The 25,493-nt window shown below is 67.0% G+C and carries 23 protein-coding genes; 18 read left to right on the top strand and 5 right to left on the bottom strand.

Features of this window, described 5'->3' with window-relative positions; all coding sequences use genetic code 11:
• Positions 1-230: 230 nt before the first annotated feature.
• Positions 231-962, top strand: a complete 732-nt coding sequence (locus AC1DO7_RS17820) for an SDR family NAD(P)-dependent oxidoreductase (protein ID WP_441621899.1) — start codon at positions 231-233, stop codon at positions 960-962.
• Between the two features lie 126 nt (positions 963-1,088).
• Complete coding sequence (locus AC1DO7_RS17825) at positions 1,089-2,108, top strand: Bug family tripartite tricarboxylate transporter substrate binding protein (protein WP_441621901.1); 1,020 nt, start codon at positions 1,089-1,091, stop codon at positions 2,106-2,108.
• Positions 2,109-2,319: 211 nt separating this feature from the next.
• Here AC1DO7_RS17825 and AC1DO7_RS17830 read toward each other — a convergent pair whose 3' ends face one another.
• Positions 2,320-2,541, bottom strand: a complete 222-nt coding sequence (locus AC1DO7_RS17830) for a hypothetical protein (protein WP_441621903.1) — start codon at positions 2,539-2,541, stop codon at positions 2,320-2,322.
• 342 nt (positions 2,542-2,883) lie between these two features.
• On the opposite strand from AC1DO7_RS17830, the gene AC1DO7_RS17835 reads away from it, so the two are divergent.
• Entirely contained in the window at positions 2,884-3,426 is a 543-nt protein-coding gene (locus AC1DO7_RS17835; protein ID WP_441650210.1) for a PadR family transcriptional regulator, read from the top strand.
• A 54-nt stretch (positions 3,427-3,480) separates the two neighbouring features.
• Here the strand turns inward: AC1DO7_RS17835 and AC1DO7_RS17840 are convergent, their stop codons facing one another.
• The gene (locus AC1DO7_RS17840) at positions 3,481-4,476 is read right to left on the bottom strand and encodes an NAD(P)H-dependent flavin oxidoreductase (RefSeq protein ID WP_477116387.1); all 996 of its coding nucleotides are present in this window, start codon (positions 4,474-4,476) and stop codon (positions 3,481-3,483) included.
• Positions 4,477-4,566: 90 nt separating this feature from the next.
• Complete coding sequence (locus AC1DO7_RS17845) at positions 4,567-4,941, bottom strand: nuclear transport factor 2 family protein (RefSeq protein ID WP_441622005.1); 375 nt, start codon at positions 4,939-4,941, stop codon at positions 4,567-4,569.
• A gap of 348 nt (positions 4,942-5,289) precedes the next feature.
• Between AC1DO7_RS17845 and AC1DO7_RS17850 the strand changes: the two genes are divergently transcribed.
• Both AC1DO7_RS17850 and galE read left to right on the top strand, forming a co-directional pair.
• On the top strand, positions 5,290-6,327 hold the full coding sequence (locus AC1DO7_RS17850; protein ID WP_441650222.1) for a tyrosine-type recombinase/integrase: 1,038 nt from the start codon (positions 5,290-5,292) through the stop codon (positions 6,325-6,327).
• A gap of 134 nt (positions 6,328-6,461) precedes the next feature.
• The gene (gene galE / locus AC1DO7_RS17855) at positions 6,462-7,481 is read left to right on the top strand and encodes a UDP-glucose 4-epimerase GalE (protein ID WP_441621909.1); all 1,020 of its coding nucleotides are present in this window, start codon (positions 6,462-6,464) and stop codon (positions 7,479-7,481) included.
• Between the two features lie 93 nt (positions 7,482-7,574).
• Here the strand turns inward: galE and AC1DO7_RS17860 are convergent, their stop codons facing one another.
• Positions 7,575-7,880: an H-NS histone family protein gene (locus AC1DO7_RS17860; RefSeq protein ID WP_441621911.1), complete on the bottom strand. Its 306-nt coding sequence runs from the start codon at positions 7,878-7,880 to the stop codon at positions 7,575-7,577.
• 339 nt (positions 7,881-8,219) lie between these two features.
• Here AC1DO7_RS17860 and AC1DO7_RS17865 point away from each other — a divergent pair, with 339 nt between their 5' ends.
• The 3 genes from AC1DO7_RS17865 to AC1DO7_RS17875 all read left to right on the top strand — a co-directional run bounded on the left by AC1DO7_RS17865 (position 8,220) and on the right by AC1DO7_RS17875 (position 12,802).
• Entirely contained in the window at positions 8,220-8,831 is a 612-nt protein-coding gene (locus AC1DO7_RS17865; RefSeq protein WP_441650223.1) for a flavin reductase family protein, read from the top strand.
• A gap of 140 nt (positions 8,832-8,971) precedes the next feature.
• Positions 8,972-10,717, top strand: a complete 1,746-nt coding sequence (locus tag AC1DO7_RS17870; RefSeq protein ID WP_441650212.1) for a methyl-accepting chemotaxis protein — start codon at positions 8,972-8,974, stop codon at positions 10,715-10,717.
• A 135-nt stretch (positions 10,718-10,852) separates the two neighbouring features.
• Complete coding sequence (locus AC1DO7_RS17875) at positions 10,853-12,802, top strand: putative bifunctional diguanylate cyclase/phosphodiesterase (protein WP_477116388.1); 1,950 nt, start codon at positions 10,853-10,855, stop codon at positions 12,800-12,802.
• 52 nt (positions 12,803-12,854) lie between these two features.
• Here the strand turns inward: AC1DO7_RS17875 and AC1DO7_RS17880 are convergent, their stop codons facing one another.
• Positions 12,855-13,607 carry a hypothetical protein gene (locus tag AC1DO7_RS17880; protein WP_441650214.1) on the bottom strand — a complete coding sequence of 251 codons (753 nt, stop codon included), beginning with the start codon at positions 13,605-13,607 and terminating at the stop codon, positions 12,855-12,857.
• A gap of 471 nt (positions 13,608-14,078) precedes the next feature.
• Here AC1DO7_RS17880 and AC1DO7_RS17885 point away from each other — a divergent pair, with 471 nt between their 5' ends.
• The 10 genes from AC1DO7_RS17885 (at position 14,079) to cheA (ending at position 25,473) form a co-directional block, all read left to right on the top strand.
• Positions 14,079-14,462 carry a response regulator gene (locus AC1DO7_RS17885; RefSeq protein ID WP_441621919.1) on the top strand — a complete coding sequence of 128 codons (384 nt, stop codon included), beginning with the start codon at positions 14,079-14,081 and terminating at the stop codon, positions 14,460-14,462.
• Between the two features lie 169 nt (positions 14,463-14,631).
• On the top strand, positions 14,632-15,108 hold the full coding sequence (locus tag AC1DO7_RS17890; RefSeq protein ID WP_477116389.1) for a chemotaxis protein CheW: 477 nt from the start codon (positions 14,632-14,634) through the stop codon (positions 15,106-15,108).
• 46 nt (positions 15,109-15,154) lie between these two features.
• Positions 15,155-16,804, top strand: a complete 1,650-nt coding sequence (locus AC1DO7_RS17895; protein ID WP_441650215.1) for a methyl-accepting chemotaxis protein — start codon at positions 15,155-15,157, stop codon at positions 16,802-16,804.
• Positions 16,805-17,075: 271 nt separating this feature from the next.
• The gene (locus AC1DO7_RS17900) at positions 17,076-18,887 is read left to right on the top strand and encodes a methyl-accepting chemotaxis protein (RefSeq protein WP_441650216.1); all 1,812 of its coding nucleotides are present in this window, start codon (positions 17,076-17,078) and stop codon (positions 18,885-18,887) included.
• Between the two features lie 93 nt (positions 18,888-18,980).
• Entirely contained in the window at positions 18,981-19,715 is a 735-nt protein-coding gene (locus tag AC1DO7_RS17905; protein WP_441621927.1) for a DUF4088 family protein, read from the top strand.
• Positions 19,716-20,144: 429 nt separating this feature from the next.
• Positions 20,145-20,462, top strand: a complete 318-nt coding sequence (flhD, locus tag AC1DO7_RS17910) for a flagellar transcriptional regulator FlhD (protein ID WP_006162633.1) — start codon at positions 20,145-20,147, stop codon at positions 20,460-20,462.
• On the top strand, positions 20,459-21,064 hold the full coding sequence (gene flhC / locus AC1DO7_RS17915; RefSeq protein WP_441621931.1) for a flagellar transcriptional regulator FlhC: 606 nt from the start codon (positions 20,459-20,461) through the stop codon (positions 21,062-21,064). Before flhD ends, flhC begins: the two co-directional genes overlap by 4 nt.
• 435 nt (positions 21,065-21,499) lie before the next feature.
• A complete protein-coding gene (gene motA, locus AC1DO7_RS17920; RefSeq protein WP_441650217.1) occupies positions 21,500-22,363 on the top strand; it encodes a flagellar motor stator protein MotA in 864 nt (287 codons plus the stop codon).
• An 18-nt stretch (positions 22,364-22,381) separates the two neighbouring features.
• Positions 22,382-23,404 carry a flagellar motor protein MotB gene (gene motB / locus AC1DO7_RS17925; protein ID WP_441621935.1) on the top strand — a complete coding sequence of 341 codons (1,023 nt, stop codon included), beginning with the start codon at positions 22,382-22,384 and terminating at the stop codon, positions 23,402-23,404.
• A gap of 59 nt (positions 23,405-23,463) precedes the next feature.
• Positions 23,464-25,473: a chemotaxis protein CheA gene (gene cheA / locus AC1DO7_RS17930; RefSeq protein ID WP_477116390.1), complete on the top strand. Its 2,010-nt coding sequence runs from the start codon at positions 23,464-23,466 to the stop codon at positions 25,471-25,473.
• Positions 25,474-25,493 lie beyond the last annotated feature (20 nt).

A 25,493-nucleotide genomic window follows, 5' to 3' on the forward strand; every position in this document is an offset into this window, starting at 1 on the left:
CCCGCGGACTCCGGTCCGCGGGCGCGCGGCGCTAAAGAACCCCGCGGACTCCGGTCCGCGGGCGCGCGGCGCTAAAGAACACCGTCCTACCGCCAGCCTGGGCTGGATGTACAGGCTGATGACGTTTCCCAACGCAAGAAGCAATGCGACAGGGCCGACTGGCTCGCCGGCTCTCGTCGCATCCCCTTTTGGCATGACCCGGCGCAGGTTTGCGCCGGTCGGAGCAAACGATGTCTCTTCCCGTTGCCACGCTCGTTACCGGCGCAAGTTCCGGTATCGGCCGCGCCATCAGCGAGATGCTGCTGGCCGACGGCGTGACCCAGGTGGTCAATGTCGACTATGTCGCCCCCGCCTGGTCCCACCCGAACATGACCTTCTTCCAGGCTGACCTGACCGACGCCGCCGCGACCCGCGCCGTGGCCGAGCAGGTGGTCTCGCGCTTCGCCGTCACGCGGCTGGTCAACAATGCCGGCGCCACGCGCCCCGGCACTGCCGACACCGCCCGCGTCGAAGACCTCAACTACGTGGTCGGGCTGCACCTGCAGGCCACCATGCTGCTGACCCAGGCCTGCCTGCCCGCGATGCGCGCGGCGGGTTTCGGCCGCATCGTCAACATGGCGTCGCGTGCCGCGCTGGGCAAGCCCGAGCGCGTGGTGTATTCCGCCACCAAGGCCGGCCTGATCGGCATGACCCGCACGCTGGCCATGGAACTGGGCGGCGACGGCATCACCGTCAACGCCGTGGCGCCGGGCCCGATCGCCACCGAGCTGTTTCGCAACAGCAACCCGGACGGCAGCGAGCAGACCAAGCGCATCCTGGCCAGCATCGCGGTCAAGCGCATGGGCACGCCGGAAGACGTCGCGCGCGCTTCGATGTTCTTCCTCTCGCCGGAGAACGGGTTCGTGACCGGCCAGGTACTCTACGTTTGTGGTGGCACCACGCTTGGCGTCGCCCCCGTGTAAGCCCGGGGCGTGGGCGCGGCCAAGGTGCCGCGGCGTCATCACGCCGAAGCAGTTCATCAGTCAATAACTAAAATGACGGCCCGGGCCACGAGCGCGGGCCGATAAGCGATTTATCCTGGAGCAAACATGAAATCCGATTCCCAAGCACGCACCCCGCACGCCAATACGCGCCGGCGCCTGCTGGCTGCTGGCGTGGCGCTGGCAGCGACCTTCGCCGGCGTGACCGGCAGCGCCTTCGCCCAAGGCACCTACCCGACCAAGCCGATCACCCTGATCGTGCCGTTCTCGGCAGGCGGTACCACCGACATCCTGGCCCGCATCGTCGGCCTGCAACTGGGCAAGGCGCTCGGCCAGCCCGTGGTGATCGACAACCGTCCGGGCGCTGGCGGCAATATCGGCGCATCGCTGGCGGCCAAGGCGCCTGGCGACGGCTACACGCTGTTCATGGGCACCATCGGTACCCACGCCATCAACCAGTCGCTGTACTCCAAGCTGCCGTACGACCCGGTCAAGAATTTCGCGCCGATCTCGCGCGTGGCCATGGTGCCGAACCTCGTGGTGGTCAATCCCAAGGTGCCGGTCAACAACATCAAGGAACTGATCGCCTACGTCAAGGCCAACCCGGACAAGCTGTCGTACGGTTCGTCGGGCAGCGGTTCGTCGATGCACCTGTCGGGCGAGCTGTTCAACTCGATGACCAACCTGCACATCCAGCACGTGCCGTACAAGGGCAGCGCCCCCGCGGTCAACGACCTGCTGGGCAACCAGATCGGCCTGATGTTCGACAACATGCCGTCGTCGTACCCGCACGTGAAGGCTGGCAAGCTGCGCGCCATCGCCGTGACCTCGGCCAAGCGCTCGCCGGCCCTGCCGAACGTGCCGACCGTGGCCGAATCCGGGGTGCCGGGCTATGAAGCCACTTCCTGGTTTGCGCTGTACGCCACGGCCGGCACGCCGCAACCGATCGTCGACCGCCTCAACGCCGAAGTGGTGAAGATCCTGGCGATGCCGGAAGTGAAGAAGCAGATGGCGGACCAGGGTGCGGAGCCGCATCCGGAGAAGCCGGCGCAACTGGCCGCGTTCATGAGCGCCGAGACCGCCAAGTGGGCCAAGGTGGTGAAGGCTTCCGGCGCGACGGTGGACTGATCCGCCAGCTGTCCTGCCGTTTGTCCAGCCCGCGGTCGGGGACAACAGTCCCCGCCGCGGGTTTGTCATTTGTGCGCGCCCGATGCCCGGCAGCAGGACGAAAAAAAGCCCGCGGGCAGCGCGGGCTTAATTCCGGCCCATGATCTGGGCAGGAGGAGACAACAAACAACAGAAGAGCGTCAGGGACGCATGCCCCAGATGAGGCTGTATCTCAGACGAGGCTGTATTTGACGACCTGTTCTTCAACGCCGACAAAGCGCACCAGCTGCCGCAAGCCGCTGGCATATTCCTTGATGTGGTGGCCTTCGGGCGTATCCGGCAGGCGGTAGTACACGGGTGTGGATGCTGCCGGTGGAGGCTGTGCCGCCGGCCTGGCGGCGTCGGCTTCCCACGGGACATCCCGGTCTTCGGCGAAATCTGCTTGTCCTTGCATGGACCACTCCTGATCGATGGATTCGCATGCCATGCGCCGCGGCCGAATAGCGGTCCCAGGCATGCAAAAGATGACTATGTCTGCAAATGTATTGCAGTCGATCGGAAAATGCCATTTCGCATTATTTAACTCTGGTCCGATCTTTGCTTCAATTTGTCATAGGCCATGCAATTAACGGCCTGGATTGCGCGGCATTGAGGCTGGCTGGCATCGATCCGGCCCGGCGGCCGGCGGCGGAGTCTGCGCGCGAGCGGCTATGCGCTACCATACGCGCTCGCCATCCCGGCCATGCGGCTCGCCGGCTTCATATTGCCGGACCGCCTCCACGTCACGCCTTCTTGCATGTCCGTTCAGCACGCACTCCTGACTTCCCTGCTGGAAAAGCCGTCCTCCGGCTACGAGCTGGCACGCCGTTTCGACCGTTCGATCGGCTATTTCTGGCATGCCACGCACCAGCAGATCTACCGCGAGCTGGGCCGCATGGCGGAAAGCGGCTGGATCGCCGCGGAGGAAGGCGAGGGCGACGCGCGCAACCGCAAGAAGGTGTATTTCGTGCTGCCGCCGGGGCGCGACGAACTGGCGCGCTGGGTGCTGGCGCCAACCGCCGGGCTCGACCAGCGCGACGAGGTCCTGGTGAAGCTGCGGGCGGACGCGGTGATCGGCCCGCTTGGGCTGGCGCCTGAAATGGCGCGCCTGATCGGCTTGCACCGCGAGCGCCTGGACACTTATCGCAAGATCGAAGCGCGCGACTTTTCCGACGCCGAGCCGACGCGCGCGCAGCAGTTGCAGCATGCGCTGCTCAAGCGTGGCATCCGCTACGAAGAGGGCTGGGTGGAGTGGGCCGAGGAACTGCTGCCGCTGCTGGAGCAGGGCGGCGCGGCCTGAGAGGGCGCGCGCGGCCCGGCGCGCAAGGCGCCGGGGCCGCGCGGTGACAACGGATCAGGCCAGGTCGGCCGCGGTCGTGGCGGGCGCCGTTTGCGGGGCCAGGCCGAGCCGGCGGCGCGCGAGCGCGTATTCCTCGGCGAAGCGGCGCACCAGCTCGGCGGCAGGCACCACGCGCTTGATCGCGCCCACGCCCTGGCCGGCGCCCCAGATGTCCTTCCATGCCTTGGCGCTGCCCGAACCGAAGTTCATCTTGGACGGATCCGATTGCGGCAGGCCTTCCGGATCGAGCCCCGCATTGACGATGCTCTGGCGCAGGTAGTTGCCATGCACGCCGGTGAACAGGTTCGAGTAGACGATGTCGGACGCGCTGCTGTCCACGATCATCTGCTTGTAGCCGGACTGCGCGTTGGCTTCCTCGGTGGCGATGAAGGCCGAGCCCACGTAGGCCAGGTCCGCGCCCGCGGCCTGCGCCGCGAGGATGCCGTCGCCGCTGGCGATGGCGCCCGACAGSRSCASCGGGCCGTCGAACCASKYGCGGATCTCMTGCASCAGWGCGAASGGCGASAKGRCGCCGGCATGGCCGCCGGCSCCGGCYGCCACSGSRATCAGGCCGTCSGCSCCTTTCTCGAYRGCCTTGCGCGCGAAAGCGTTGTTGATGATGTCATGCAGCACGATGCCGCCATAGGAATGCACGGCGTCGTTGACTTCCTTGCGCGCGCCCAGCGAGGTGATGACGATGGGCACCTTGTAGCGCACGCACAGTTCCAGGTCGTGGTCCAGGCGGTCGTTCGACTTGTGCACGATCTGGTTGACCGCGAACGGTGCCGACGGCCGGTCGGGGTGCCTGGCGTCATGCTCGGCCAGTTCGGTGGTGATGCGGTCCAGCCAGTCGTTGAGCACCGGGCCCGGGCGTGCGTTCAGCGCGGGGAAGGAGCCCACCACGCCGGCCTTGCACTGGGCGATGACCAGGTCGGGGTTGGAGATGATGAACAGCGGCGAGCACACCACCGGCAGGGAAAGGCGGTTCTGGAGGATGGCGGGAAGGGACATGGCGATCAGCGCAAGGTTAGGTCAGTGGAGCGGAGCGGAAAGAATCCGGAATTGAAGGAATGCGGCGGCAAGCGGCGCGGGTCCGGCGCGTCAGGCGCCTTGCAGGGCTGCCTTCTGGCTGGCCAGGCGCGCGCCCATGGCGGCGGCAAGCGCGTCGAGGCCGCTCTTGGGGCGCACCATGACTTCGAAGTCGTCGATCTTGCCGTCCGCGTTGAAACGGATCATGTCGATGGCCTTGACGGACTTGCCGTCCACCTTGGCGCTGAACTCCAGCACCACGCTGTGGCCGTCGTCGCTGACGAAGCAGCGGTGGTAGCGGAAGTCCTGGAAGACCTGGTTCACGGTCTCCAGCACCATGCGCAGCGCGACGCGTCCCGGGTAGGGCGTGTGCGCCACCGGCGAATGAAACACGACATCGTCGGCGACGATGCTGTCCAGCTCGGCCATCGAATGGGTGGCGATCATCCGATGCCAGGTGGCCAGCGAGGCTTGCGCCGCTGTGCTCAGGGCTGCTTGGTTCACGGTGTCTTCTCCGGGTTGGCCAAGGGCGCGCGCGGCGCCTCGGCATCGTTCTTCAGCGTTGTCTGCAAGCTTGCTATGCAACCAGTTGCATAGCAATGCAGTGAAAGGTAGCAGCCCGGGCGCGCAAATGCAACAAGGCGCGGTGGCAGTGCCGCTCAAATGCCCGCCGCAGGCGTCGTGCGCTGCGCTTGATGCGCGCTTGCGGGCGCCGCGGGGCTCGGTCTTTTGTGGCGATTTGTCTACAATACGGCCATTGCCRCAACCAACGCAGGAGCGCGCGTGAAGACCAACATGAGCGCCGACGGGCTGACTTCCGCCCTCTTCGATGCGGACCTCGACGCCTGGCGCAACCAGCCGGAGCGCGCCTTCGACGGCTGGCTTGCCCGCCACGGCTTTCGCCAGGGCACCGCCGTGGTCTACCGGTCCATGTGGGGCAAGCTGCTGCGCTGGTCGGGCGAGCGCGGCGTGGCGCCGCTGGCCTGGTCCGCCGAGCAGATCGGCGCCTTCCTGGACGAGCAGGACCTGCACAAGCACCACCGCTACCGCTACGCGCGCCTCATCGAGCGCGTGTTCCATCACCTGTCGCAACTCCAGGATGGCTTGCACAACCCCGCCAGCCAGGCCGTGCGCGCACATCTCGCCGAAGGCGAGAACGATCCCACGGCCTTCCTGCTGCCCGCCGAGCGGGACATCCTGATCGCCCGCGTGCTTGCTCCGGCGGCCGCGTCGCCGTTGACGGATGGCAAGGACGGCAAGGACAGCGGTATGCCTTCGCCCACCCAGTGGAAACGCGCGCGCGACGCCGCGCTGGTGGCGGTGCTGCTGGGCGCTGGCCTGAAGGTCGGCGAAGCGCGCATGCTGCGCACCGACAGCATCGAGGCGGATGTCTCTGTCCTGCGCCTGGTGCGCGCCGACAACGGGCGCGCCTATGCGGCGCCGGTCTTCCCCTTCGCCCGGGCGGCGGTGCTGGCGTGGCTGGAAACCCGCGCGGCCTCTGGCACGCACGGCGACCTGGTATTCCCGGCAATGCCCAGCGGCCGGCCCCTGCACGCGGCTTCGCTATACCGCCGCGTGGAGATCCTGCTCGACGAGGCCGGCGTGCTGGCGGAGCGCAGCGAACGGGCTTCGCCGCAGACGCTGCGCAATACCTGCTGCGCGCTGCACTTCGAGGCCGGCGCGAGTCCCGCCGAGGTCGCCCAGCGCCTGGGCATGCGTGACCTGGAATCGGGCTGGCGCCTGCGCACCGCTTTCGAGGCCTGGCAGGCTCGTGCCGGCCTTGTGCCCGCACAAAATCCTGCCACCGCCCCGGGCGCGCCGGACTTGGCCTGATATGCTTAGCCGTCACTTCCGAGGCGCCGGCCCGGCCTTGGTCCGGCTTCCGGGGCAGCTTGTGCGCGACGGGCACGACCGGAGCCACTGCAGCGCCTTTTTAGCCACTTTCATAACCTTATCGATGAATCGCCATGTCTGAAACACTGCTGCTCACGGGAGCCACCGGTTATATCGCCTCGCACACCTGGGTTGCCTTGCTCGAGGCCGGCTATCACGTGATCGGCCTGGATAATCTCTGCAACAGCAATCGCGTCGTGGTCGAGCGGCTGGCGCAGATTACCGGCCAGCGCCCGCATTTTGTGGAAGGCGACGTGCGCGACCGCGCCCTGCTGGACCGCTTGTTCACGGAACACCGGATCTCGGGGGCGATTCATTTCGCGGCGCTCAAGGCCGTGGGGGAATCGGTCAGCAAGCCGCTCGATTATTACGACAATAATCTCAATGGCCTGCTCACGCTGTGCTCGGCGATGAACGCGGCCGGCGTGAAGCAGCTCGTGTTCAGCTCGTCCGCCACGGTTTATGGCAATCCGCACACGGTGCCGATCCTCGAGGACTTCCCGCTCTCGGCCACCAATCCCTACGGCCAGACCAAACTGATGAGCGAACAGATCCTGCGCGACCTGGAGCGCGCCGACCCGGCATGGCGCATCGCTTACCTGCGCTATTTCAATCCGGTGGGTGCGCATGAAAGCGGGCTGATCGGCGAAGACCCGGGTGGCGTGCCCAATAACCTGATGCCTTATGTAGCGCAGGTGGCCGGCGGCCGACGCGAGAAGCTGATGGTCTATGGCGGCGATTATCAGACCGGCGACGGCACCGGCGTGCGGGACTACATCCACGTCAGCGACCTCGCGGACGGCCACCTTGCCGCGCTGGTCTACCTGCGCGACAAGCAGCAGTGCCTGACCGTCAACCTGGGTACCGGCCGGGGCTACAGCGTGCTGGAAGTCGTGGCGGCCTACCAGCGCGCCAGCGGGCGTCCGGTGCCGTACGAGATCGTCGCGCGCCGGCCCGGCGATATCGCCGCGTGCTATGCGGATCCGGCGCTGGCGCAGTCGCTGATCGGCTGGCGCGCCAGGCACGATCTCGACCGCATGTGCGTGGATTCGTGGCGCTGGCAGTCCATGAACCCGCTGGGTTTCGCCGGCTGAGCGGTCTGGCGCTGCTCAGGCAGCAAGTAAAACGGCCGGGCATTAGCCCGGCCGTTTTACTTCGCGCGAGGAAAACCCCGATCTCAGCCGATCTCAGCCGATCAGGAAGTCGTCGATATTCTTGCCGGCGGCCAGCGCCTGCGTCAGCCAGCCCGGACGCTTGCCACGGCCGGTCCAGGTATTGCCCGCGCTGTCGCGGTAGCGTACCGGCACCTTGCGGGTGGCCTTCTTGCTGGCGGCCGGCTTGGTACCGAAGCCGAGGTCGTCGGCGGTCAGTCCATATTGCTCAATTTTCTCGCGAATATCGGCGATGACGGAAGCCTGCTCGCGCGCCTTGATTTCCTCGGCCTGCTTTTGGAGTTCGCTGATTTTTTGAACAATTTCCTGATAAGTCGCCATTACGAGCCTCGATTTACTGGGTTAGCGGGTGAGAGTGAGACGATTATAACGGCGCCCGGCGATTCTGCATATGCCCGTGCCGGCGGAAAAGAGAATTCTGATAAATCGATGCCGAAGCCCAATTAATGAACTTCCGTGCGAATCGCAGGTCACCGTGCACCCGGGATTTGTCGCGGTCGCGCTGCGCGGCCGGAAAATCCACGCGCCGGCCATTTGCATTGTTTTGCCGGGCAATCGGAAATAACCCTCGCCGGCGTATTGGCGCACGCCGGCGAGTGCGTTTGCTGCAACAATAGCGGCCTCATTGCAAATCAGGCTCTCCCGCGCATCATCATTGCCATGTCATCCGATCTCACCGACACCGCAGCCAACATCCCCGCACGCCTTGTCCCCGTGGAACTGGCCAAGGCCTACCGCCTGCTGAACCACGGGCCCGTGACGCTGGTGACCAGTGCGCACGGCGCCAGGCGCAACGTGATGGCCGCCTCCTGGGCCATGCCGCTCGATTTCCAGCCGCCCAAGGTGGCAGTCGTCATCGATGCGCGCACCCTCACGCGCGAACTGGTGGACGCGTCCGGCGAGTTCGCCCTGAACATTCCGGCGCGGCCGCAGGCCGCCGCCACGCTGGAGGTCGGTTCGCACTCCGGCCGCGAGGCCGACAAGTTCGCGGCCGCAGGCCTGGCGACATTTCCTGCCCGGGAAATTGCCGCGCCGCTGCTGGCGGGATGCCTGGCATGGCTTGAATGCCGGGTGATTCCCGAGCCGCATAATGCCGCGCGCCATGACTTGTTTATTGCCGAGGTGGTTGCTGCCTGGGCCGACTCCGCCGTATTTTCCAACGGCCGATGGCATTTTCCGGATAGCGAGTGCCGTTCGATACACTATCTGGCCGGCGGGGCATTTTTTGCCACAGGCGAGGCGTTCCAGGTCGAAACGGGAGGGGGCGGCTGAGCCGCGTGCCGCGCACGGCACCTTGCTCAAGGATTCTCGCGGGCTCGCCGTTATCTGCCCTGAGCGGGTCGCAGGGGTGTCGATCCGCCGGGCCGGGGCCGGAGGAGGCCCCGCGCGTTCCTTACCGTATCGGGTGCTTCATGTCTTTCCATAACAATATCCAGATCAAAACCTTGCTGCGCGGCGCAATGGCCGTGCTGTCGCTACTGCTCGTGCTCGTCGGCGCGGCCGGCCTGTACGGTATGTCGCACAGCAATGACGCACTCCAGGAGACCTACGGTAACCAGCTGGCCTCGGCGCAGGCACTGAGCGAGACCATGCTTGGCACCACCCGCATGCGCCTGGCGCTGGACCGTGGCGTGATGCCGGGCGAACCCGGCGACGGCAAGGTGGCGGTGGACCGCTCGATGGTCTTCATCGACAGCGCCGAAGCTGCCTGGAAGCGTTATGCCAGCCTGCCGCAGAGCGCGGAGGAAAAAACGCTGGCGGATGATCTGGAGCGCAAGCGCCGCGATTTCATGGAAAAGGGCATCAAGCCCCTGCAGAAGGCGCTGCTGGAGAACAACGCGGAGCAGGCGCTGACGATCGCCAAGAAGGAACTGCCGGATATGCAGCGCAGCATGGCAACGGCCTATGAAGCCCTGCAGGGGTACCAGATCCGCACCGGCGAGTCCAACTTCAATGTCTCGCAGACCCGCTTCGAGCGCGTGCGCATGCTGTCGTTCGCGCTGGTCGTGGCCGGCCTGCTGGTGGCCGCGCTTTGCACGGCGGCCCTGCACCGGGCCATCGTGCGGCCGGTGGAGGAGGCGCTGTCGGTGTTCGAACGCATCGCCGCCGGCGACCTGACTTCGCGCATCGTCAATGTGTCGCGCAACGAAGTCGGACGCATGATGCAGGCGCTGTCCGCCATGCAGGACAGCCTGTCGAATATCGTGTCGCAGGTGCGCGGCGGCACCGATTCGATCGCTTCGGCCACCAAGCAGATCGCCACCGGCAACCTCGACCTGTCCCAGCGCACCGAGGAGCAGGCCTCCTCGCTGGAGCAGACCGCCGCCAGCATGGAAGAGCTGACCACGGTGGTGCGCCAGAATGCCGACAACGCGCGCCAGGCCGGCGTGCTGGCCGGCGACGCTTCGCAGATCGCCCTCAAGGGCGGCAACGTGGTGGGCCGCGTGGTCGATACCATGAACGAGATCAGCGGCTCGTCGCGCAAGGTGGTGGAGATCATCGGCGTGATCGAGGGCATTGCCTTCCAGACCAATATCCTGGCGCTCAATGCCGCGGTGGAAGCCGCGCGCGCCGGCGAGCAGGGCCGCGGGTTCGCCGTGGTGGCAGGCGAGGTGCGCAGCCTGGCGCAGCGCTCTGCCGCCGCCGCGAAGGAAATCGAGGCCCTGATCAGCGAGTCCGGCCAGCGCGTCGAAAGTGGCACGCGGCTGGTGGCGGAAGCCGGCCAGACCATGGGCGAGATCGTCGACGCGGTCAAGCGCGTCACCGACATCATGAACGAGATCAGCGCGGCGTCGCAGGAGCAGACCAGCGGCATCGAGCAGGTCAACCAGGCGGTCACGCAGATGGACGAGGTCACGCAGCAGAATGCCGCGCTGGTCGAGCAGGCAGCGGCCGCGGCGGGTGCGCTGGAAGAGCAGGCGCAGAAGCTCGACGGCGTGGTGTCCGTGTTCCGGCTCTCCGGCGGCCAGGCCGCCGCGGCGTCCGTGGCGCGGGCAAGCGCGCCGGTTGCGCGTGTTCCGGTGACTGCGGCAGCCGCGCCCCGGCGCCAGCCTGCCACGCCTGCGCGACAGCGCAAGGCGGTCCAGCGCGTGGCGCCGATGGTGCGTCCGCAGGCCCTCGGGGCCGGCGCCGGCGGCGACGACTGGAGCGCGTTCTGAGCCATGGCGGTGCGCTTGCAGCCGTTTTCCTTTTCGGGGAAGGCCGCGTGATGCGATGATGCGGGTCTCGCGCCCGCGTAGATCTCTTCGTCGCGCCATTTTCGCCCCCAATTTTTGCGCAGCTTGCTTATTGACATGAGTGCTAGCCTTCTGCTGCTCGCTGCCCTCTCCGGCCTCGCGGTCGGATTGGGCATTCGCCCAGCCAAGCCGGACCGGGAGCTGGCGCGCGGCCCCGCCAGGACGCTGCATTGGGCGTTCCTGCTGCTGTCGCCTGCCTCCGTGGGCCTGCCGCTATGGGTCGCCCTGGGTTCCGGCAGCCTGCGCGTGACGCGCGAGGTGTCGCAGACCGCGGCGGCCCTGGCCGTGACCGCCGCGCTGACGCTGGCGGTTCCCTGGCTGCGCCGCAAGCTGCCGATGCTGCGGGCCGGAGCGTTGCTGGGCATGCTGGCCGGCGCCGGCGTGGTGGTGGCCGCGGGGGCCCGCCTGAGCACCTTGTGCAGCGACACGTCGCGCCGCACCGCCCTGTGCGGCGATGCGGGCATCGTCATGCAGCCAGCCTGGCTGGCCATGGGCGCGCTGCTGGCGTTGCCGCTCGGTTTCTTCTGGCTGCGCCGCGCCAACCTGCGCGGCTGGCGGCTCGCCAGCGCCAATGGCTACGGCGCGCCCGATGCCGGCGGGCTGGAGGACATGCCGGACGAACCGCCCGTGGGCACGTCCAGCGGCGGCGCCATGCCGGTGCGCCGCCGGGGCCRCATCCCGGGCCGCCTGACCGTGCGCACGACCGCGCGCGGACAGGGCACGGTCGGCGAGTACAGCGTCAGCACCGACCTGCCGGACCGCGCCGCGTTTGCGCGCTGGCTCGACCAGTCGATCGCGCAGGCGCGGCTGGAAGAGACCGGCTGCGCCGTGCTGCTGGTGCATATCGCCGATTTCCGCGAAGTCGACGAAGTCTTCGAGGTACGGGCTGACGATATCCTGGCCCAGGATGCCGGCGCCCTGGCGCAGGCCGCGCTCGAGCCACACGATTTCCTCGCGCGCCTGGCGCGCGACGAGTTTGCCGTCGGCGTGCCCGAACTGGTGCATCAGGGCCGCGCCAATGAGCTGGGTTCGCGCCTGCTGGGTTCGCTGGCGGAGTTTGTCGCCGCCCGCGGGCTGCAGATGCAGATCGGGGTGAACATCGGCATCGCCATCTACCCGCGCGACGCCCAGACCTCCGAAGCCCTGATGCAGGCCGCGCGGGTGAGCCTGAGCGAAGCGCGCGAAAGCGGCTCCAACCAGGTGCGCGTGTTCAATTCCGCGGCCGGCGAGCGCGCCCGGCGCATGCGCGTGATCCGGCGCGACCTCTGGCTGGCGATCCAGGACGACGGCCTCTCGCTGCAGTACCAGCCCAAGTTCGACGTGCGCCAGCGCACCGTGGTGGGCGCCGAGGCGCTCTGCCGCTGGCGCCACCCCACGCTGGGGCAGGTCAACCCGGCCGAGTTCATCACCGTGGCCGAACAGTCCGGGCAGATCGACAAGCTCGACGACTGGGTCATCGCCACGGTCTGCAAGCAGATCCGCCAATGGCAGGACGCCGGCATCCCGACCGTCCCGGTGGCCATCAATGTCTCGGGCCTGCGCTTTGCCAGCCGCGATTTCCCGCAATACCTGCTGGAGCAGATCCACCAGCACGACATCCCGCCGTCGGCGGTCACGCTGGAGATCACCGAGACCGCCGCGATGAAGGACATCGCGCAATCGCTCGAGACCCTGGTCGAGCTGCAGGCGCTCGGCATCCATGTGGCGCTCGACGATTTCGGCAGCGGCTACTCCAGCCTGGGCTACCTCAAGCGGCTGCGCGTGGGCACCCTGAAGATCGACCGCACCCTGATYGGCGGGCTCGACATGGACGCGCAAGGACGCGCCATCGTCGGCTCGATGGTGGCGCTGGCGCATGAACTGCGCATGCGCGTGGTGGCCGAAGGGGTCGAGTCGAGTTCGCAGCTCGACATCCTGGCCGCCATGGGTTGCGACGAGGTGCAGGGCTACCTGCTGTCGCATCCGCTCGACGCCGGCAGCTTCGCCGGTCTGCTGGCGGGCGCCTGAACCGCCAAGCGGCAGCGCTGGTGTCTTGCGTGCTTGTGCCGCTGAGCGCCGCTCAGCGCCGCGGCGTGTACGGCTCGGGCAGCGAGCCACCGGGCGGGAACAGGGCCAGCACGCGGGTGAAGCACCCGCTCTCGGGCACCAGCAGGGCAAAGCGGGTCTCGCAGTGATGTCCTGTCACTGCGCCCAGGCGCCGCAACTGCTCGCTGCATTGCACCAGCGACGGCAACCCGCGCGGCAGGTAGATGCTGGCCAGCAGGGCCTCGGGCTCGATGCGCGTGCGCCCGTGGAAGCGCGCCAGCTGCATCAGCAACGCATCGGACATGCAGGACTCGCTGCTGGTATCCAGGTGCAGTGCGAGGCCGAGCGCGTCGCGGCTCGCCAGCGTCTGCACATCGCGCCACGACAGCGGCATCGGGCCGTCTCCCAGCACCGGCGCGAACAGCACCGAAGCCAGTAGCTCCAGGGTGTGCGGCAACGCCTGCGCGGTGGTCGGCACGATCGGCCCGCAGCCGGTGGCCGCGGCAGCGGTGCCATCGACCAGCACGGTGAGCACCAGCCGCTCGGGGTGGCGCAGCGAACGAAGGCGCTGTGCCAGCGTCGCGCCGATCTGCCGCTCGGCGATGACGATCTGCGCATCGGCCGGCTGGCGCGGGCGCCGCGACAGCCATTGCAGCCGACCGTCAAAGTCAGGCAAGGACGCCAGCAACACGTCCGGTGCCCCCTGCACGAGCACCGTGAGCTTGTCGGGCTGGCGCGCGTCGGGAGATTCCCGCTGGTTCCACGGGGGGGCTGGCAAGTTCGACATATGACGTTCCGATGGCTTTGCGGTGCCCGTTCGCGGTGACGCAGGCCTTCGCCTTGGCCGTCCAGGAGCGCGGCGCGGCTTGGAGCGGGCGCCGTAGTATGCCGGCTCAGCGACAAGCTGCTGCACCCCATGCAGGTAGGGTAAGCGCAATTCTGGCGATCGGTTAGGGCTGATGGACGGGGCATGGCCGCTGGCGCAACCGCGGCGCGATGGCCAGCCGTGATGATCGGTCGCCGGCACGCGCATCGGGCCTACGGATTTCGCCGCCGCTGCCGATATGCCCCGAGAGGGGCGCCGTTTGCACCGGCCATGCCGGCTTGCGCGCGGCGCCTGCTTCAGCCTCGTCGCCGGCGCGTGCGAAAACGCGCGCGGCGACCGCCGGGCCCACGCCGCCCGGGGCAAACGAACACTGGTCCACCGCGCCAGGCAGCGCGCCCGTGGGCTCACCATCGTGCTGTCAACGGAGCCGCCATGTCTTTGCCTCATATCCTTGTCGTCGACGATTCTCCCTCCCTGCGCCGCATGATCGGCGCCTGCCTGCGCGCGGGCGGCTACGTCGTCACCGAAGCCGCCGATGGCGACGAGGCGCTGGCCCAAGCGCGGCAGGCATCCTTCGGCATGCTGGTGACCGACCAGGTCATGCCGGGCACCGATGGCCTGACCCTGATCCGCACGCTGCGGGCCACGAGCGCCTATGCCGCCATTCCCATGCTCATGCTCACCACCGAGGTCGACAGCCACGTGCGTGAGCAGGCACGCGAGGCCGGCGCATCCGGCTTCCTGGCCAAGCCGTTCGATCCCGATCAGCTGATGGAAGCCGTCGGGGCGCTGCTGGACCCCACCAAAGTAGGGTGAATGCATCGGTATTGTTACCCTTCAGCCACGTCCCCGGCTGCCGTTAAGCAGTAAACGATATTCGTGCCTCGGCGCCCGCCGGGTCTCGGCCAGGCTGCCCGCCCGCGGGCGGGCCGGCCGTGGCTTTGGTCGCACCGCAGGGCCGGACTTGGCAAGCGGGAGCCAGTAAATGAAGAACGGGATCAAGACGGAAGGCGCAGGCGAGGAATTCCTCGCCTTCAGGCTGGGTGGCGAGGAGTACGGCATCGACATCCTCAAGGTGAAGGAGATCCGTGGCTACGAGAACGTCACGCAGATCGCCAACGCGCCGGAGTATCTGAAAGGCGTGATCAACCTGCGCGGCATCATCGTGCCGATCATCGACCTGCGCATCAAGTTCCGGCAGGCCAAGATCGACTATGACCAGTACACGGTCGTGATCATCGTCKAGCTGCACGAGCAGACCACCGGCATCGTGGTCGACGGCGTGTCCGACGTGCTGACGCTGRGCGCCGGCGAGATCCGGCAGGCGCCGCAACTTTCCGGCGAGACGGAGTACATCCGCGGCATCGGCTCGGTCGAGAACCGCATGCTGATCCTCGTCGATATCGAGAAACTGCTGGACACCGAAGAGCTCGCGGCGCTTGAAGCAGCCGTGGCCGCCTGACGCGGCAGCGATCCACGCCAGCCCGATCCACGCAGTTTTTCCACACATGCGAAACAACCAGCCAGTAACGAACCGCGAGTACAAGCTCTCGCCCGACGACTATCTCATCTCCCGGACCGACCTGAAGGGGCGTATCACGTTCGCCAACCGCGCCTTCATCGAGGTCAGCGGCTTCGCGGCGGAGGACCTGCTCGGCGCGGCGCATAACCTTGTGCGCCACCCCGACATGCCGCCCGAAGCGTTTGCCGATCTCTGGCAAACCATCCAGGCCGGCCGCTCCTGGGTTGGCATCGTCAAGAACCGCCGCAAGGATGGCGATTTCTACTGGGTGAACGCCACGGTCACGCCGACCGTGATCGACGGCCAGCTGGTGGGCTATACCTCCGTGCGCGCCACGCCGCAGCGCGAACAGGTCGAGGCGGCCGAGGCAGCCTATGCCCGCCTGCGCGAAGACCAGGGCCGCCGGCTGACGGTTCGCGACGGCGCCGTGGTGCGCCGTGGCCTGCCCGGCCTGATCGGCAGCCTGCGCAAGTTCTCCCTCAGGCGCCGCATCCTGGTGTCGCAGGCATCCGGGCTGGTGTGGTTCCTGGCCGCGCTGGTGGCATTCGAGCTGCTGGCGGGCGATGCTGGCGCGAGCGCGCTGCGGCCATGGCTGTGGAGCGGCTTCGCGCTGGCGGTGGCGTCATCGTTCATCGCTGGCTCGCTGTTGCTGGCACGGGTGAACCGGCCGGTACGCGACATGCTGGACTTCGCGCTGCGCATGGGCGCCGGCGACCTCACTACGCACCTGGAGTACCGCGCGTCCGACGAGGTGGGCGCACTGGCGCGCGCCATGCGCACCATGCAGCGCAGCCTGCTTTCGGTGGTCGGCGAGATCCAGGAAGGCATGTCGAGCATCTCCTCGGTCACACGCCAGGTAGCCGCGGGCAACAGCGACCTGTCGCAGCGCACCGAGCAGCAGGCGGCCTCGCTGGAAGAGACCGCGTCGAGCATGGAAGAGCTGACCAGCACCGTGCGCCAGAACGCCGACAACGCGCGCCAGGCCACCGGGCTGGCGGCCAATGCCTCGGAGACCGCGGTGAAGGGCGGCGAGGCAGTGGGCCGGGTGGTGCAGACCATGGACGAGATCACCGAGGCCTCGAAGAAGATCGTCGACATCATCGGCGTGATCGAAGGCATTGCCTTCCAGACCAACATCCTGGCCCTGAACGCCGCGGTGGAAGCCGCGCGTGCCGGCGAGCAGGGCCGCGGCTTTGCCGTGGTGGCCGGCGAGGTGCGCGGGCTCGCGCAGCGCAGCGCCAACGCCGCCAAGGAAATCAAGACCCTGATCGGCGAGTCCGAAGCGCGCGTGGCCAATGGCTCCGCGCAGGTGGACCAGGCCGGCAAGACCATGGGCGAGATCGTGCAGGCAGTCGAGCGCGTGACCGGGATCATGAGCGAGATCAGCGCGGCCTCGGCCGAGCAGAGCTCGGGCATCGAACAGGTCAACGAAGCCGTGGCGCAGATGGATCAGGTGACGCAGCAGAACGCGGCACTGGTGGAGCAGGCCGCGGCCGCGGCGGGTTCGCTCGAAGACCAGGCCGCGCGCCTGCGCGACACGGTGGCCACATTCCGCGTCAGCCTGCGCCCGGAGGCGCGGCCCGTGCGTGCGCGCCACGAGCCGGCGCCGGGTGAACATAGGCTGGCGCGAGCCTGAGGTGCGCAGGCTGCGGGGCCGGGCATCGTGCAGGCAAGTCAGGGCAAGCGAGTAGCAGGCGAGTAGCAGGCAGTGCATTGAAGTAGCCGGCAATACTTGGACGGCCAAGGCAGACCGCCCGGCACCGGCCCAGTGTCTCCGGCTGAGGCAGTCAGTCTGAAAACATCTGTTCTAGAAAATAATAGCGCCCGCCGTCTGCGCTCGCCGGCATCCGCCGGCCCGGACAGGCAAGGCGCCTGGTCAAGTCATTCAGAGAAAAGAGGTAGTCGGCATGCAATGGTTCAATCAGCTGCGCGTCACGACCAAGCTGGTCGTTGGCTTTCTGGTCGTGTCGCTCATCGGCGCTGTGATGGGTCTGCTCGGCGTCATCAACATGGGTCGCATGGCCGACTGGACGGGCAAGATCTACCACGGCGACCTGCAGGCGCTAAAGAGCGTGCAGGGCGCCAATATCGACCTGCTCTATTCCAGCCGCGCGCAGATCGCGCTGCTGTCCGCATCGACGATGGGCGAGCGCGCCGCCGAGAAGGATCAGATCGAAAAATCGCTGAACGCGCTCGAAGAGCGCGTGAAGGGTGCGCGCTCCATGTTCACGCAGCCCGAAGGCCAGGCCTTGGTCAAGCAGATGGACACGCTGCTGCCGGCCTACCATCAGCGCATCAACGCCTATGTGGCGCTGGTGGGCAAGCAGCCGCTCGATACCTCCCAGTTCGAGAGCCAGGTGTTCAGCGAAAGTGCTGACCTGATCAAGGAGAGCCGCGCGCTCGAAGACGTGATGGCCAAGATGGTCAAGCGCCGCGATGACCGCGCGCTGGCCAATATGCAGGAAGCGCGCGGCGTCTATGAGGCTTCGCGCCTGTGGATGCTGGGCCTGGTGCTCGGCGGCCTGGCCGTTTCCGTGGCGCTGGGCGCCTTCCTGGCGCGCACGTTGTCGCGCCAGCTTGGCGGCGAGCCCGGCTATGCCGCGGCCATTGCCGCGCGCATCGCCGGCAGCGACTTCTCTGGCGAGGTCAAGCTGCGCAGCGGCGACAAGACCAGCCTGCTGCACGCCATGAAGCAGATGCAGCAGCAGTTGTCGGCCACGGTGCGTGACTTCAAGGAGTCGGCCGAGTCCATCGCTTCCGCCTCGCGCCAGATCGCCGCGGGCAACAGCGACCTGTCGCAGCGCACCGAGCAGCAGGCGGCCTCGCTGGAAGAGACCGCGTCGAGCATGGAAGAGCTGACCAGCACCGTGCGCCAGAACGCCGACAACGCGCGCCAGGCCAGCGGCCTCGCCGCCAACGCTTCCGAGACCGCGGTGAAGGGTGGCGAAGTGGTCGGCCGCGTGGTGCAGACCATGGACGAGATCAACGATGCTTCGAAGAAGATCGTCGACATTATCGGCGTGATCGAAGGCATTGCCTTCCAGACCAACATCCTGGCGCTGAACGCCGCGGTGGAAGCCGCGCGTGCCGGCGAGCAGGGCCGCGGCTTTGCCGTGGTGGCTGGCGAAGTGCGCAGCCTGGCGCAGCGCAGCGCCAACGCCGCCAAGGAAATCAAGGGCCTGATCGGCGACTCGGTGGCGCGCGTGGAGAACGGCTCGGCGCTGGTGGACCAGGCTGGCAAGACCATGGGCGAGATCGTGCAGGCAGTCAAGCGCGTGACGGACATCATGGGCGAGATCAGCGCGGCCTCGGCCGAGCAGAGCTCGGGCATCGAGCAGGTCAACAAGGCCGTGGCGCAGATGGACGAAGTCACGCAGCAGAACGCGGCGCTGGTAGAGGAAGCCGCGGCCGCGGCAGGGTCGCTGGAAGACCAGGCCGCCCGCCTGCAGGCTTCGGTGGCCAGCTTCCGCCTGGCCGACGTGCAAGGCGCCGCCGGCAGCCGCGTGGAAGCGCCGCGCGCCAGGGCGGCGGCGGTATCGCGGCCGGCGCGCATCGAACCGAAGGCCCCGGCGCCCGTCCATTCGGCCGGCAGCGAGGCAGAACCTGCCGTGGCGGACGAGAAGGGGGCGCCGGCCGCCACCGTGCCGGCCGCCACCGCGCGCGCTGCGCGTCCCGCCGCGATGGCGACGTCGGACAGCGGCGACTGGAGCGCATTCTGAGGCGAGGCCTCTTCGAGGCGGCGACGCATCGCCTGATGCTGCCGGCATTGCCGGCAGCGCCGCTTTTCTGCGCCAACGTCAGCACTGAACCCCATGACAACGGAAATCTCCCTCGCGCTGTCCGCAGAGACAGCCGCCAAGCTCCGCGCCGAGTTCGACCACTTCGTCAAGCTCTCCACCGGGCTGGACCACGAATTCACGCCGCCGGACTATGACGATTTCCTGCGCGCGCGCCTGCTCCACCACGATGGCCCGCTGACCGAGCGCGCCGTCACGCGGCTGCTCTCGGGGGGCGAGTACGCATGGGCCAAGCGCGTCTTCAACAAGCAGCTGCCCAACGCCATGGCCACGCTCATGCGCGACGCGCAGCGCTTCGGCTACGGCCTGGCGGTGCGCTACGAATGGACGCCCCAGGAGCGCCTCGCGCACGCCCGGGAGTGGTCTGAGCAGATCCTGGAGGACGCCGGGGCGGACCTGGCCTTCACCGAGCCCCTGGCGTCGCAGCTGGCCGGCTCCGCGGTTGATATCCGATCGCTGGAGGAGCAGATGCAGACGCCCGCATGGCGCGTGGCGGAGAGCCTGCGCAGCCGCGCCTACGACGTCCTGTACCGGGTGCAGACCGAGCGCGGAGCGGGCGCGGCACGCGCCCGCCTGGGCGAACTGCGCGCGCTGCTGGCGCTGGCCATGGACTACGGCACGGTGAGTGCCGAGGAGGCCGAGCGCGTCATGGAGCAGGTGGAGCAGACCTGCCCGCATCTGTTCCGCGAGGAGCCCGACGACCTGTTTGCGCGGGTGGCCGCATGGCTGCGGCGCGCACTACTGCAATGAGCGTTTTCGCGTCAATAGAGGAATGCGACTACAAGCCTCGGGGGGCGCATTTTGCACCCTGCGGCGGGTGGCGTCCGGCGCATTTTAGACGTTTTCCTCTGTTACAAACCAGTAACAGATTTGATGCAAATCACATGACGAATCTGTGACTTGTTACAAACTTCGTGTCCCATGTATGTTTCATGCGACATTTGCTTACCCCAACGTAAGGGGGGATTGGCAGTCTGGTCCAATTGCCGATATAACTCTCACAGTCCTACTTACACTCTGTAACACTTGTAACGTTTGAGATAAGTCTGACCGAGCGCAGTTCCTTAGTCGTACGCAGTACCCGTCGAACACGCAAGCAAACGATCTGGTCGCCTTCAGCCTTCGGCTGCGGGTAAGCGCCGGACAAGCGGTCGAAGGGTTTTTGGTAGCGGGGAAAAATTGGAAAGCAGTGAAGTTCTCCAGGAGATCAGGGAGGTCAATCTCGCCTATCTGCTGCTCGCGCAACGCCTGGTGCGCGAAAACCATCTGGAAGCCATGTTCAGGCTCGGCGTCAGCAAGGAAATCGCTGACATCCTCGCCAAGCTGACACCGGCCCAGCTCGTCAAGTTGGCAGCGTCCAACATGGTCTTGTGCCGTTTCCGGTTCGACGACCATGCCTTGCTGTCGACGCTCACCCATACGGCCAAGAGCCATGATATGCAGCAGATCCATGCTGCGATCCTGCTCGCACGGCAGCCCGTGGAGTCGCTCAATTGACCGCGCTCCTGCAGGCCCAGCCCGCCCGGAGTTTCACGGCCACTCCAGTCCCAAACCGCAAGAGCGTGCTGCAGGACGCCAACCAGACCCAGCTCGCCATCGAGCTGATCGGCCTGGGTGCCCGTCTTCAGGTGCTCGAAGCCGAGACCACGCTCTCGCGCGACCGGTTGATCCGCCTCTACAAGGAGCTGCGCGGCGCCTCGCCGCCCAAGGGCATGCTCCCGTTCTCGACCGACTGGTTCACCACCTGGTTGCCGAACATCCATTCCTCGCTGTTCTTCTCGGCCTATCAGTTCATGGTCCAGCAGGGCGAGACCGCCGGCATCCGCGCGGTGGTGGCGAGCTATCGGCTCTATCTCGAGCACGTCTCGCTACTCGGCAGTGAAATTGTCTTAAGTTTCACCCGTGCATGGACGTTAGTACGGTTTTTCGAGAGCAACATGCTGCAGCTTTCCAGCTGCACGTGCTGCGGCGGCCAGTTCGTGACACACGCCTACGAGCCGCATGCGAACTTCGTATGCAGCCTGTGCCGGCCGCCGTCGCGCGCCGGCAAGGCCAAGAAGCTCCCGAAGGACGTCGCTCCCACGCAAGTCGTTGCCTGACTGAGGCGATTCGGTAGAGACATCCCCGGACGGCCCGGGCAGGGTTCCTGCCCGGCCCGCCCGCGGGAATCCTGCGGCCGTGCGCCGCGGATGCCACAGGTACGGCATTCGCGCGCACGACCCGTGGCACACCCTGAAGCGTACCCACGCCGCGCACGGGCCATCGCGGGAACTCGCGAGAAAACTCAAGCTTATTCACCGGATTGTCGATATTCGCGTTGGAAGATCATCAATGCCGTATCAATAGGTCTTCAAGTCTTGCCGTCTCAAGTCGTTAATCCATAGGACTGCAGGGCTTCAGGGCTCCGGATCCCGGAGTCCGGGGGCGGCGTACGTGGTTGCTGGGTCTTGCCAGGGCAAGCGGTCCTTCCTCCTCTCCCGGAGAAGCGGCCCTTGTGCATGCCTGACGCGTGTTTTACTGACGGGGAATCGATCGTGCTAGTTGTAATTGGCTATGTTGTCGTGATGGTGGCGGTGCTTGGTGGATATGCCATGACCGGCGGCCATATGGGCGCGCTTTATCAACCCGCAGAGTTTGTCATCATCGGCGGCGCGGCTGTCGGTGCGTTCATCAGCTCAAACAACGGCAAGGCCATCAAGGCCACCATGCGTGCGTTGCCGACGCTGTTCCGCAGCAGCAAGTACAGCAAGGCGCTGTACATGGAAGTCATGGCACTGCTCTACGTGCTGCTGTCCAAGGCCCGCCGCGAAGGCATCCTGTTCCTCGAGAAGGAGATCGCGGATCCGGCCGCCAGCAGCGTGTTCAGCCAGTACCCGCGCATCCTCGCCGACCCCGCGATGATGGAGTTCCTCACGGACTACCTGCGCATGATGGTCAACGGCAACATGAATGCCTTCGAGATCGAGGCCCTCATGGACCACGAGATCGAGACCTACCGCCACGAAGCAGAAGTCCCCGCTCATGCGCTGGCGCGCATCGGCGACGGCCTGCCCGCATTCGGCATCGTTGCCGCCGTCATGGGCGTGGTGCATGCGCTGGGCTCGGCCGACCTGCCTCCGGCGGAACTCGGCGCGCTGATCGCCCATGCCATGGTCGGCACCTTCCTCGGCATCCTGCTGGCCTACGGCTTCGTCTCGCCGCTGGCCGCGCGGGTCGAGCACCAGGTGGCCGAATCCATCAAGATGTACGAGTGCATCAAGGTCACGCTGCTGGCCTCGCTCAATGGCTACGCACCGCTGGTGGCCGTGGAGTTTGGCCGCAAGGTGCTGTACTCCAGCGAACGCCCGTCCTTCCTCGAGCTGGACGACCACGTCCGCGAGGTCAAGAGCATCACCTAAGCGGCAGGAGCTACAGCGATGAGCAGCGCCCATGATATGCGCCCGATCGTCGTCCGCAAGTCTCGCGGACACGCCAAGCCGCACGGTAACCACAGCTGGAAGATCGCCTACGCCGACTTCATGACGGCGATGATGGCCCTGTTCCTGGTGCTATGGCTGCTGCGTGCGTCGACGCCGAAGGACCTGGTGCAGCTGGCAGAGTATTTCCGCACGCCGCTGAAGGTGGCGATAGCGGGGGGGAACAAGAGCAGTCTTTCCTCCAGCGTGATTCCCGGCGGCGGGCTCGACATCACGCGGCAGGACGCCGAAGTGCGCAAGACCCCTGAAGACGCCACGGAAAAGGCCAGGGAGCGCAGGGAAGGCGAGCGTCTGCGCGCGCTCAAGAACCGCCTCGAGCAGATCATCGAGAACAATCCGGTGCTGCGCCAGTTCCGCCCGCAGCTGCTGCTGGACATCACCAGCGAAGGCCTGCGCATCCAGATCCTGGATACGCAGAACCGCCCGATGTTCCGCACCGGCAGTGCCGCGGTGGAGCCGTACATGCGCACCATCCTGCGCGAGATCGGCCCGGTGCTCAACGAGATGCCCAACAAGGTCAGCCTGTCCGGCCATACCGACGCGGCCAACTACTCGAACGGCGAGCGCACGTACAGCAATTGGGAGCTGTCTTCGGACCGCGCCAATGCCTCGCGGCGCGAGCTGATCGGTGGCGGCATGAACGAAGGCAAGGTGCTGCGCGTGATCGGCCTGGCCGCGACCATGCCGCTGGACAAGAAGGACGAGCTGGCGCCGGTGAACCGACGCATCAGCATCGTGGTGCTCAACCAGCGCGCGCAGGCGCGGATCGAGGCAGAGAATGCCAGCGCCGCCGAGGTCTCGGTGGCGGCAAAGGCAGGCGAGGCAGGCGAGCAAATGCAGGCAGGCCTGGCGGCCGCCTCGGCGCCCGCCGCGGCAAAGGCGGCTTCGGCCCCGGCAACGGCGCAGGGCAAGGCGGCACAGGCCCCCGCCTCGGCCCCGGCCGGCAAGGGCAGTGTTCAATGAAGTCCGCCCGCCATGCCGGCGGCGGTCTTCGCAGCGAATTTCAGTGAGCCAGGACGGTTATGTCTGTCGATATCGATATCACACAGTTCTACCAGACCTTCTTCGAGGAAGCGGAGGAGCTCCTCGTGGAAATGGAGCAGCTGCTGCTCGGGCTGGATCTCGAATCCCCCGACGCGGAAGAGCTCAACGCGATCTTCCGCGCGGCCCACTCCATCAAGGGCGGCGCGGCAACCTTCGGCTTCGCCGCCCTGACCGAGACCACGCACCTGCTGGAGAACCTGCTCGACCGCACGCGGCGGCGGGAACTCGCGTTGTCCCGCACCATCATCGACACCTTTCTGGAAACCAAGGACGTGTTGCAAGATCAGCTCAACGCCTACCGTAACGGTACCGAACCCGATCCGGGAACGCTGGCGCGTATCTGCGCCGTCCTGCAACAGCTGGCGCACGAAGCCGCCGGTGGCGCACCCGCGCACGCCGCGGCTCCCGCTCCGGCCCCGGTAGCGGCGGCGCCTGCGCCGGCGGCCGCGGGCAGCGGCCTCAAGGTGACGCTGATCAACGTCTCGGCGGCGGACCGGGCCCTGCTGCGCGACGAACTTGGCAACCTTGGCGAGATCACCGGCCAGCAGGAAGAGGGCGGCAACCTGAGCGTATGGTTGTCGAGCCAGTGCAGCGCCGACGACATCATCGCGGTGTGCTGCTTCATCGTCGACGGCGACCAGATCGTCGTGGAGGCAGCCGGCGCGACGCCGGCTGCCGAAGCCACTGCAGCCGTTGCCGCAGCGCCGGCTCCGGCACCGGCTCCGGCCGCCGCCCCGGCGGCGGCGTCCGCGCCGGCAAAGGAAAAGGCCAAGGCTCAGCCTGCCGCCGCCGCGCATGCGCAGGAGTCCGGCTCCATCCGCGTGCCGACCGAAAAGGTCGACCAGATCATCAACCTGGTCGGCGAACTGGTCATCACGCAGTCGATGCTGGCGCAGACCGCCTCGGCGCTCGACCCGGTGCTGTTCGACCGCCTGTTCTCCGGCATGGGCCAGCTCGAGCGCAATGCGCGCGACCTGCAGGAAGCGGTGATGTCGATCCGCATGATGCCGATGGACTACGTGTTCTCGCGCTTCCCGCGCCTGGTGCGCGACCTTGCCGGCAAGCTCGGCAAGCAGATCGACCTGGTCACCTTCGGCAAGGCCACCGAGCTCGACAAGAGCCTGATCGAACGCATCATCGACCCGCTCACCCACCTGGTGCGCAACAGCCTCGACCACGGCATCGAAACGCCGGACAAGCGCGTTGCAGCCGGCAAGGAGCCGACCGGCCAGCTGATCCTGTCCGCGCAGCATCATGGCGGCAACATCGTCATCGAGGTCAGCGACGACGGCGGCGGCCTGCGCCGCGACAAGATCCTGGCCAAGGCCCTGCAGAGCGGCCTGCCGGTATCGGAGAACATCAGCGACGAAGAAGTCTGGCAGCTGATCTYCGCGCCGGGCTTCTCCACCGCGGAAGCCGTCACCGACCTCTCCGGGCGCGGCGTCGGCATGGACGTGGTCAAGCGCAACATCCAGGAAATGGGCGGCCATGTCGAGGTCACCTCGCGTCCGGGCCTGGGCACCACTACCCGCATCGTGCTGCCGCTGACGCTGGCCATCCTCGACGGCATGTCCGTCAAGGTCGGCGCGGAGACCTTCATCCTGCCGCTGAACTGCGTGATGGAATCGCTGCAGCCCAAGCCCGAGGACGTGCACACCGCGGCCAACAACGACCGCGTGATGCACGTGCGCGGCGAATACCTGCCGCTGCTGGAGCTGCACCGCGTGTTCAACGTGGACGACGCCGTGCAGGAGCCGACGCAGGGCATCGCCGTGATCCTGCAGGCCGAAGGCAAGCGCTTCGCGCTGCTGGTGGACCAGCTCATCGGCCAGCACCAGGTGGTGCTGAAGAATCTCGAAACCAACTACCGCAAGGTGCCCTGCATCTCCGCCGCCACCATCCTGGGCGACGGCAGCGTGGCACTGATCGTGGACGTCGGCGCGCTGCAGCGCACCGGCGTGCGCCGCCAAGACCCGGTACTCGCTTAACGCTCAGGAGAACAAGACAT

Source organism: Cupriavidus sp. 05N40, from assembly GCF_056397305.1.

Excerpts from the sequence above, each read along its gene's own strand:
- AC1DO7_RS17820 (WP_441621899.1), top strand. The coding sequence starts at position 231 with ATGTCTCTTCCCGTTGCCACGCTCGTTACCGGCGCAAGTTCCGGTATC.
- AC1DO7_RS17825 (WP_441621901.1), top strand. The coding sequence starts at position 1,089 with ATGAAATCCGATTCCCAAGCACGCACCCCGCACGCCAATACGCGCCGG.
- AC1DO7_RS17830 (WP_441621903.1), bottom strand. The coding sequence starts at position 2,541 with ATGCAAGGACAAGCAGATTTCGCCGAAGACCGGGATGTCCCGTGGGAA.
- AC1DO7_RS17835 (WP_441650210.1), top strand. The coding sequence starts at position 2,884 with ATGTCCGTTCAGCACGCACTCCTGACTTCCCTGCTGGAAAAGCCGTCC.
- AC1DO7_RS17845 (WP_441622005.1), bottom strand. The coding sequence starts at position 4,941 with ATGATCGCCACCCATTCGATGGCCGAGCTGGACAGCATCGTCGCCGAC.
- AC1DO7_RS17850 (WP_441650222.1), top strand. The coding sequence starts at position 5,290 with ATGAGCGCCGACGGGCTGACTTCCGCCCTCTTCGATGCGGACCTCGAC.
- galE (WP_441621909.1), top strand. The coding sequence starts at position 6,462 with ATGTCTGAAACACTGCTGCTCACGGGAGCCACCGGTTATATCGCCTCG.
- AC1DO7_RS17860 (WP_441621911.1), bottom strand. The coding sequence starts at position 7,880 with ATGGCGACTTATCAGGAAATTGTTCAAAAAATCAGCGAACTCCAAAAG.
- AC1DO7_RS17865 (WP_441650223.1), top strand. The coding sequence starts at position 8,220 with ATGTCATCCGATCTCACCGACACCGCAGCCAACATCCCCGCACGCCTT.
- AC1DO7_RS17870 (WP_441650212.1), top strand. The coding sequence starts at position 8,972 with ATGTCTTTCCATAACAATATCCAGATCAAAACCTTGCTGCGCGGCGCA.
- AC1DO7_RS17880 (WP_441650214.1), bottom strand. The coding sequence starts at position 13,607 with ATGTCGAACTTGCCAGCCCCCCCGTGGAACCAGCGGGAATCTCCCGAC.
- AC1DO7_RS17885 (WP_441621919.1), top strand. The coding sequence starts at position 14,079 with ATGTCTTTGCCTCATATCCTTGTCGTCGACGATTCTCCCTCCCTGCGC.
- AC1DO7_RS17895 (WP_441650215.1), top strand. The coding sequence starts at position 15,155 with ATGCGAAACAACCAGCCAGTAACGAACCGCGAGTACAAGCTCTCGCCC.
- AC1DO7_RS17900 (WP_441650216.1), top strand. The coding sequence starts at position 17,076 with ATGCAATGGTTCAATCAGCTGCGCGTCACGACCAAGCTGGTCGTTGGC.
- AC1DO7_RS17905 (WP_441621927.1), top strand. The coding sequence starts at position 18,981 with ATGACAACGGAAATCTCCCTCGCGCTGTCCGCAGAGACAGCCGCCAAG.
- motB (WP_441621935.1), top strand. The coding sequence starts at position 22,382 with ATGAGCAGCGCCCATGATATGCGCCCGATCGTCGTCCGCAAGTCTCGC.